Annotated in this window: 8 protein-coding genes and 1 tRNA gene; 2 read left to right on the forward strand and 7 right to left on the reverse strand. The window is 67.3% G+C overall.

The window, feature by feature from the left end:
* Window positions 1-278: 278 nt before the first annotated feature.
* The 7 genes from H609_RS0104710 to ispB all read right to left on the reverse strand — a co-directional run bounded on the left by H609_RS0104710 (window position 279) and on the right by ispB (window position 6,486).
* The gene (locus H609_RS0104710) at window positions 279-941 is read right to left on the reverse strand and encodes an O-methyltransferase (RefSeq protein ID WP_018878027.1); all 663 of its coding nucleotides are present in this window, start codon (window positions 939-941) and stop codon (window positions 279-281) included.
* On the reverse strand, window positions 941-2,005 hold the full coding sequence (locus H609_RS0104715) for an SO_0444 family Cu/Zn efflux transporter (RefSeq protein ID WP_028484417.1): 1,065 nt from the start codon (window positions 2,003-2,005) through the stop codon (window positions 941-943). Before H609_RS0104715 ends, H609_RS0104710 begins: the two co-directional genes overlap by 1 nt.
* A gap of 78 nt (window positions 2,006-2,083) precedes the next feature.
* Complete coding sequence (gene spoT, locus H609_RS0104720; RefSeq protein ID WP_026280229.1) at window positions 2,084-4,258, reverse strand: bifunctional GTP diphosphokinase/guanosine-3',5'-bis pyrophosphate 3'-pyrophosphohydrolase; 2,175 nt, start codon at window positions 4,256-4,258, stop codon at window positions 2,084-2,086.
* Between the two features lie 13 nt (window positions 4,259-4,271).
* On the reverse strand, window positions 4,272-4,547 hold the full coding sequence (rpoZ, locus tag H609_RS0104725) for a DNA-directed RNA polymerase subunit omega (RefSeq protein WP_018867870.1): 276 nt from the start codon (window positions 4,545-4,547) through the stop codon (window positions 4,272-4,274).
* Between the two features lie 61 nt (window positions 4,548-4,608).
* Window positions 4,609-5,259, reverse strand: a complete 651-nt coding sequence (gmk, locus tag H609_RS0104730) for a guanylate kinase (RefSeq protein ID WP_028484418.1) — start codon at window positions 5,257-5,259, stop codon at window positions 4,609-4,611.
* A 102-nt stretch (window positions 5,260-5,361) separates the two neighbouring features.
* Window positions 5,362-5,438 (reverse strand) — tRNA-Pro (locus tag H609_RS0104735).
* Window positions 5,439-5,517: 79 nt separating this feature from the next.
* On the reverse strand, window positions 5,518-6,486 hold the full coding sequence (gene ispB, locus H609_RS0104740) for an octaprenyl diphosphate synthase (RefSeq protein ID WP_018867868.1): 969 nt from the start codon (window positions 6,484-6,486) through the stop codon (window positions 5,518-5,520).
* Between the two features lie 358 nt (window positions 6,487-6,844).
* Here ispB and rplU point away from each other — a divergent pair, with 358 nt between their 5' ends.
* Together rplU and rpmA are read left to right on the forward strand one after the other, a co-directional pair.
* Window positions 6,845-7,156, forward strand: coding sequence for a 50S ribosomal protein L21 (rplU, locus tag H609_RS0104745; protein ID WP_017941885.1), 312 nt, complete (start codon window positions 6,845-6,847; stop codon window positions 7,154-7,156).
* A 29-nt stretch (window positions 7,157-7,185) separates the two neighbouring features.
* Entirely contained in the window at window positions 7,186-7,446 is a 261-nt protein-coding gene (gene rpmA, locus H609_RS0104750; protein WP_017941884.1) for a 50S ribosomal protein L27, read from the forward strand.
* Window positions 7,447-7,767 lie beyond the last annotated feature (321 nt).

The following is a 7,767-nucleotide window of genomic DNA, read 5'->3' on the forward strand; positions in this document are numbered from 1 at the left end:
CCACGAAGTGCACGAAGGCACGAAGAAGGGCGAGGGCAACAGCGGTTCGACCACAGAGGGCACAGAGATCACGGAGAAGGACAAGGGGGGCGGGATAATTGTTCAGGATGACCCGCGGGCTGGAACAAAGCCGTTCGCCACCAGGAACGCTTACAACAAAAGGATTTTCTTCGTGCCTTCGTGCGCTTCGTGGTGAATCAACAGGCCCTTGATTTCAGCCTTGAAGCCCCCTCTGTGTACTCCGTGCGCTCTGTGGTGAATCGAGACTTGCGGCTGGTTCAGCGGCGGCGGGCGAGGGTCAGGCCGTCGCCGATGGGGGCCAGCGAGAGGTCGATGCGTTCGTCGTGGTGCAGGGCATCGTTGAAGGCGCGGATCGCGCGGGTGTCTTCGCGCGTGTCGTCCGGGTCGGCGACGCTGCCATGCCACAAGGTGTTGTCGACCAGGATCAGGCCGCCGGCACGGACCAGGCGCAGGCAGTGCTCGAAGTAGTCGGGGTAGCCGGTCTTGTCCGCGTCGATGAAGGCCAGGTCGAAGCGGCTGGTCTCGCCTTCGGCCTCCAGTGCCTGCAGCGTGTTGCCGGCCTCGCCCAGCTCGAGCCGGATGCGACCGCTGACCCCGGCGCGTTCCCAGTAGCGCCGGGCCGTGGTGGTCCACTGCGCGCTCTTGTCCAGGGTAACGACCGTGCCGTCCTCCGGCAGGGCCAGCGCGATGGCCAGCGCGCTGTAGCCGGTGAAGGTCCCGATCTCCAGATAGCGCCGCGCCCCCATGAGCCGCGCCAGTAGCGCCATGAACTGGCCCTGCTCCGGGGCGATCTGCATGTTGGCCTCGGGCAGGTTCGCGGTCTCGGCACGCAGCTCGGCGAGTATCTCCTGCTCGCGCAGCGAGTGCTCCAGGAGGTAGTCATACAGGGGGCCATCGAGTCCGATGGAACGATTGGACATCACGCGCTCCGGGGTTGTGGGTGAGGGATCAGACGGTCCAGCCATCGGCGCAGGACCGGTGTGGCCAGGACGATCAGGATGACCAGGGTGCTCCACTCGAGCCAGGCGGGCAGCATCTCGCCGGCGGTGCCCATCTGCGTGGCGACGTCGACCCCGGTGTGGGCGAGTCCGGCGTCCAGGGCGAGCCCCAGCGCGATGGTGGTGACCGCGATACCGGTCAGGTAGAGCAATAGCGCCGGCGTGCCCAGTTCGCGGCGAAACACGCCCAGGGTCGCCAGGCTGGTGATCGGTGCGGCCAGCAGGAACACCAGCACGGTGCCGGGGGAGACCCCGGCCGCGATCAGGCCCACGGCGATCGGTGTTGCGGCGGTCGCGCAGAGGTACATGGGGATGCCGATGACGGCCATTACGAGCATGGCCGGCAGGCCCGATCCCCAGGCGGCCAGCGTGGCCGGCGGGACCAGGGCGAGCAGGGCGCCGGCGACCAGCAGGCCGATCACCAGCCACAGGCGGATATCGTCGAGCACGCCGCCAAAGGCATAGGCGAGGCCCGCGCGCAGCCGTGCGGACAAACGCTCCGGGGCCTCGGGTGTGGCGCAGCCGTCGGCGGTCCCGCAGCTGTCCGGTTCGCCCCGCGGTGGGTCCGGACGCTCGGTCGCGGCGCGGGTGCGGCCCACCAGCAGGCCTGTGGTGATGGCCGTGACAATGGCGCCCAGGGCCCGGGCCACGGCCATCATGGGGCCCAGCAGGGCATAGCTGATGGCGAGCGAGTCGACGCCGACGCCCGGCGTGCCGATCAGGAAGGCGGTGGTGGGGCCCCGCCCGGCCCCGCCGCGGTGCAGGGCCAGTGCGGTCGGGATGGCCCCGCAGGAGCAAAGGGGCAGGGGGGCGCCGACCACGGCGGCCCGCGCGGTGGCGGGAATGCCCGAGCCGCCCAGCCAGCGCTGCAGGGCAGCCTCCGGAATCAGTGCCTTGACGCCGCCGGCCGCGAGCAGGCCTAGCAGCAGCCAGGGCGCCGCCGTCAACGCGACACTCAGCGTCTGCCTGAGGATGTCGAGGATCATGGCCCGATGTTCCGTCGCGGCGGGGGCAACTGCAAGAAGCCCGCGCTCCGGCGGGCGGTGCGGCCGAGGTCTCGGGCGTCAGCCGCGCTGGCGCGAGATGCGCAGGACGTCGGGCAGGCGGCGCAGACCGCGCATGATCTGGGCCAGGTGCTGGCGATCGCGCACGGTCAGCAGGAAGGTCATCGCGGTGGAGTGGCCATCCTGCTCGTTGAAGGAGATGTGCTCGATGTTGGAGCCATGGTCGGCGATGACCGCAGCCATGTCGGCCAGGGCCCCGCGGCGGTTGGCCGTGCGGGTGCGCACCGCGGCGGTGAACTGCAGGGATGGCTCGTGCGACCATTCCAGCGTGATGGTGCGGTCGCTGCGGTCGCGGCTTTCGTGCAGGACGTTGCGGCAGTTTTCCCGGTGGACCACCAGGCCGCGGCCGGCGCTCAGCTGGCCGATGATCGGGTCACCCGGGATCGGGTGACAGCACCGGGCGTAGTTCAGCACCAGGCCCTCGGTACCGCTGACCGCGAGGGTGGTGGGTGCCTCGTCGGCCGCGGGCTCGGGGGCGTCCCTGCCGGCCATCTGGCGGGCGACCAGTGAGGCCATGCGGTTGCCCAGGCCGATGTCGACCAGCAGTGCGTCCAGGTCCTTCAGCTGCATCGCGTCCAGCATCTGGTCCAGGCGTGCCGGCGAGATCCGCGGCAGGCTGGTGTCCAGCGACTCCAGCGCCTTCTCCAGCAGGCGTTCGCCCAGAGTGCGGGCCTCCTCGGACTGCATCGACTTCAGGCAGTGGCGGATGCCGGTACGGGCTTTGCCGGTGACCACGAAGGACAACCAGGCCGGGTTGGGGCGCGCGCCGGGGGAGGTGACGATCTCCACCGTCTGGCCGCTTTGCAGGCGCACCGACAGCGGTGCCAACTGACGGTCGATCTTGGCCGCCACACAGCGGTTGCCGACGTCGGAGTGCACTGCGTAGGCGAAGTCGATCGGGGTCGCGTCGCGCGGCAGGACCATGATGTCGCCACCGGGGGTAAAGGTGTAGACCTCGTCGGGGAACAGGTCGACCTTCACGTTCTCCAGGAACTCGATCGAGTTGCCCACGCTGTTCTGGATCTCGAGGACATCCTTCAGCCATTCGCGCGCGCGGCTCTGGGCGGTCCGGGTGGATTCGCCCCCGGCCTTGTACTGCCAGTGCGCGGCGATACCACTCTCGGCCACGCGATCCATCTCGGTGGAACGGATCTGGATCTCGATGGGCACGCCCTGCGGGCCGAACAGGATGGTATGCAGCGACTGGTAGCCGTTGGATTTGGGGATCGCGATGTAGTCCTTGAAGCGCCCCGGTACCGGCTTGTAGAGGTTGTGCACCACGCCCAGGGAGCGGTAGCACGTATCGACGTCGTCGACGATGATGCGGATGGCGAAGACGTCGAACACCTCCTCGAACGAGTGGTGCTTGTCGCGCATCTTGCGGTAGATGCTGTACAGCCCCTTCTCGCGTCCGGAGATGCGCCCGACGATGCCGGCGGCCTCCATGCGCGAGCAGATCGCCTGCTCGATATTGCGCATGGGCTCGCGGCGGTTGCCGCCGGCACGGTGCACCGCGCGTTCCAGTACGGCCGCGCGCCACGGGTGTTTGGCGGAAAAGCCGAGGGCCTCCAGCTCGCGGCGCATGGCGTTCATGCCCAGGCGCTGCGCGATGGGGGCGTAGATCTCCAGGGTTTCCTTGGCGATGCGCCGGCGCTTGTCCGGGCGCATCACGCCCAGGGTGCGCATGTTGTGCAGGCGGTCGGCCAGCTTGATCAGGATCACCCGAATATCGCGGGTGATCGCCAGCATCATCTTGCGGAAGTTCTCCGCCTGCGCCTCGGCCTTGGACTGGAACTGCAGGTGGGTGAGCTTGGAGACGCCGTCCACCAGCTCCGCGACCTCCTCGCCGAACTCGGCGTGGATGCGGTCCTTGCTGGTAGCGGTGTCCTCCATCACGTCATGCAGGATGGCGGCGCAGATCGCCTGGTGGTCCATCCGCATCTCGGCCATGGTGCGGGCCACGGCCAGGGGGTGATAGATGTAGGGTTCGCCGGTCTTGCGGGTCTGGCCTTCGTGGGATTCCGCGCCCAGGAGATAGGCGCGATAGACCTCCTCGACCTCTTCCGGCTCGAGATAGGCCTCGAGCTCGGAACACAAATCGCTGATCAGGAATCGGGTCGAATCACCCGTTGCCGCCGAAACGGCCCCGGGCGCGGCTGGCTGCCCAGCGGCCATTGAAAACCCTCGCCTAGCGTTCGTCGGCTTCCAGCTGTTCCAGATGACGGATGGTGCTGAAGTCCAGCATCTGGTTCTGGGGCCGTTCGTCGTGTTCGTCGAACACCTCCGGACCGACTACGCCGGCGGCGATCTCGCGCAGGGCGATCACCGTGGGCTTGTCGTTGTCCTCGGGTACACGCGCTTCCTTGCCGTGGGCGATGTGGCGGGCCCGGCGGGCGGCCATCAGCACCAGCTGAAAGCGGTTTTCGACATTTTCGAGGCAGTCCTCGACGGTAACGCGTGCCATCGGATACTCCGGTCAGTAAATTCTTGAAATCCATGCGGCACAGCCGCAGTTCACTAGCATGTTACGCCGACCCCGGCGCCGCCGCCAACAGATTCCCGATCGTGGGTGCGGCTCGGGTCTCCTGTTCCACGGTGCGCAGACGATTGGCGCGGAAGATACAGGCCAGGTCGCGCACGGCCTCGTCGAAATCGGCATTGACCACGGTGTAGTCGTACTCGCGGAAATGTGTGCAGTCGGATTTGGCGTCGCGCAGGCGGCGCTGGATCACGTCCTCCTCGTCCTGGCCGCGGCCGCGCAGGCGGCGCTCCAGCTCGTCGCGCGAGGGGGGCAGGATGAAGATGGAGTGGGCGTCCGGTACCGCCGCGCGCACCTGGCGCGCGCCCTGCCAGTCGATCTCCAGGATCACGTCGACGCCAGCGTCCAGGCGCTCGTCGACGCTGGCGCGCGCGGTGCCGTAGAAGTTGTCGAACACCTTGGCGTGTTCCAGTAGCTGCCCGTCCTCGATCATGCCGAGGAAGGTCTCGGCGGAGACGAAGTGGTAGTGCTGCCCGTCCACCTCGCTGGCGCGCGGCTTGCGCGTGGTGTGCGAGACCGAGACCTCCACGGCCTCCACCGTCTCCAGGAGCGCCGCGACCAGGCTGGTCTTGCCGGCGCCGGACGGGGCGGAAACGATATAGAGGGTGCCGCGAGCGGCCGGGGTGCTGGCGGTCATGGACGTGTCCGCGGAACCTGAACGTGATCGGGACCTGGCGGTCTCCCGGGCGGGCCGTTTGCGGCGAGCCACAGGCGGGTAGCCAGGGTCAAAGAAGAAGGTTGGTCGGAGTGAAAGGATTCGAACCTTCGACCCCTGCCTCCCGAAGGCAGTGCTCTACCAAGCTGAGCTACACTCCGAACCGAGCCCGCTATTATGCCGAGCCTCTCCCGGCGTGTCCATGCCCCCGCAGGATGAAAATCGGGTCGGGCGCGGTCGTCAGTGGTTGCGCCCGACGGCGAAGCGGGCGAGGTCGATCAGCGCTTGGCGGTGCGGTGAGTCGGGCAGGGTGGAGATGGCCTCGATCGCGGCGTCGGTTTCCGCCTCCGCGCGGGACCGGGTATAGGCCAGGCCGTCCGTCCCGTGCACCACCTGCAGCACCGTGTCGACCCGGTCGCGCCCGCCGTCCTCGATGGCCTGGCGCACGATCGCCTGCTGCTCCGGTGTGCCGACGCGCAGGGCGTGGATCAGCGGCAGGGTGGGCTTGCCCTCGGCGAGGTCGTCCCCCATGCGCTTGCCGGTGACCTCGTCATCCGAGGAGTAGTCGAGGACATCGTCGATCAGCTGGAAGGCGGTGCCCAGATGCATGCCGTAGCGCGCCAGCGCCTGTTCGTCGGCCTGCGGGCGTTCGCCCAGGATTGCGCCCAGCTGGCAGGCGGCCTCGAACAGCTTGGCGGTCTTCGACTGGATCACGTGCATGTAGCGCTGCTCGTCGACGTCGGCGTCGTGGCAGTTCATCAGCTGCATGACCTCGCCCTCGGCGATCACGTTGGTCGCGTGGGAGAGGATCTCCATCACCCGCATGGAGCCGACCTCGACCATCATCTCGAACGCGCGCGAGTAGAGAAAGTCGCCCACCAGCACCGCGGCCTCGTTGCCGAAGATATGGTTGGCGGTCTCGTTGCCGCGGCGCATCTCGGAGGCGTCGACCACGTCGTCGTGCAGCAGGGTCGCGGTATGGATGAACTCCACCACCGCCGCCAGCGTGACGGGGTCCTGGCCCTGCACATGGCAGGCGCGCGCGGACAGCGTGGCCAGCAGCGGCCGCAGGCGCTTGCCGCCCGAGTGGATGATGTAGTGCCCGAGCTGGTTGATCAGCACCACCGGCGAGCTCAGGCGCTCGCGGATGCACTGATCGACGGCCTGCATGTCGTCGGCCGCCAGTTCTCGGATCGCGTCAATGGACATGGGGGTAGGCAAGCGGGCTCTGTCAGGATATGTAGAGTGGTCGGGAGGGGCGAAGGCATGCTAGGGAAACGCCACCGAATGTACAAGCTCGCGCGCGGGCGGGCGCGGCTTGTCTTCCAGACAGAGAAGCACTGATAAATGTACACGCTCGCGCGCGAGTCGCTTTTGCGTGCATTTAATGCGTGGTGACTGCCGTGCAGCCATTCTGTACAAGGGAACCGCAAGGCCGTGCGCCCGCTGGAGACAGGCTGGTCCCGGCATTGACCCGCAAGCGAAGCGCTGCTAGCATTTCCGCCCTTTCGCGAGACCAGTCCCGTCGGCTGGTCCACACAAGGTATCGCAACGGAGTCCCAGGGAAATGTACGCGATCATCGCAACAGGTGGTAAACAGTACCGCGTCGCCGAAGGCGACGTGATTCGCATCGAAAAGCTCGAGGCCGAGGCCGGTTCCGAGGTCGAATTCGACCAGGTGCTGATGGTCGGTGCGGGTGACGATGTCCGCGTCGGGGCCCCGCTGGTGGACGGTGGCAAGGTCACTGCCAAGGTCGAAGACCATGGCCGCGCCAAGAAGGTCCACATCATGAAATTCCGGCGGCGCAAGCATTCCCAGAAGCAGATGGGGCACCGCCAGCACTACACCACCGTGCGCATCACCGGCATCGCCGGCTGATCGGCGCAGGCATTCAGGAGAACTGAACCATGGCACATAAGAAGGCAGGCGGGAGTACCCGCAACGGGCGCGATTCCGAGAGCAAACGCCTTGGCGTGAAGCGCTTTGGCGGTCAGGTCGTGCGCGCCGGCAACATCCTCGTTCGTCAGCGCGGGACGCAGTATCATCCCGGCGAGGGCGTGGGTTGCGGCAAGGACCATACGCTGTTCGCCAAGGTCGACGGCCAGGTCGTCTTCAAGGTGGGTGGTCCGCACAACCGTCGTTTCGTGAGCATCCAGCCGCAGCAGTAAGCCGGCCGGCTAGGGAGACGCTGATTGAATCGCACGTCCGCGTTGGTGCCCCCTGTTTTCCGAGACAAGGCGCGTCGTGCAGCGGGTAGTGGTTCTACCCGCAAGCGGCGCAACGCAGGATCGGGGAACAGGGGGCACCAACCCCACAAGCCATTGAAAGCAGGGGCTCGGCCGCTTTCGCGCGGGAACGGCGTTGCGGCTCCCTTGTGCAGAATGACTGCACGGCGGTCACCGCGCCTTGTTCGCACGCAAAAGCGACTCGAGCGCGGACGTGCGATTCAATCAGCGTCTCCCTAGCGAAGCGTTCGCGAAAAGCCCCGT

This window comes from Thioalkalivibrio sp. ALE17, from assembly GCF_000425605.1.
GTDB lineage: Bacteria > Pseudomonadota > Gammaproteobacteria > Ectothiorhodospirales > Ectothiorhodospiraceae > Thioalkalivibrio.

Excerpts from the sequence above, each read along its gene's own strand:
- ispB (WP_018867868.1), bottom strand. The coding sequence starts at position 6,486 with ATGTCCATTGACGCGATCCGAGAACTGGCGGCCGACGACATGCAGGCC.
- rpmA (WP_017941884.1), top strand. The coding sequence starts at position 7,186 with ATGGCACATAAGAAGGCAGGCGGGAGTACCCGCAACGGGCGCGATTCC.
- gmk (WP_028484418.1), bottom strand. The coding sequence starts at position 5,259 with ATGACCGCCAGCACCCCGGCCGCTCGCGGCACCCTCTATATCGTTTCC.
- spoT (WP_026280229.1), bottom strand. The coding sequence starts at position 4,258 with ATGGCCGCTGGGCAGCCAGCCGCGCCCGGGGCCGTTTCGGCGGCAACG.
- rpoZ (WP_018867870.1), bottom strand. The coding sequence starts at position 4,547 with ATGGCACGCGTTACCGTCGAGGACTGCCTCGAAAATGTCGAAAACCGC.
- H609_RS0104710 (WP_018878027.1), bottom strand. The coding sequence starts at position 941 with ATGTCCAATCGTTCCATCGGACTCGATGGCCCCCTGTATGACTACCTC.
- rplU (WP_017941885.1), top strand. The coding sequence starts at position 6,845 with ATGTACGCGATCATCGCAACAGGTGGTAAACAGTACCGCGTCGCCGAA.
- H609_RS0104715 (WP_028484417.1), bottom strand. The coding sequence starts at position 2,005 with ATGATCCTCGACATCCTCAGGCAGACGCTGAGTGTCGCGTTGACGGCG.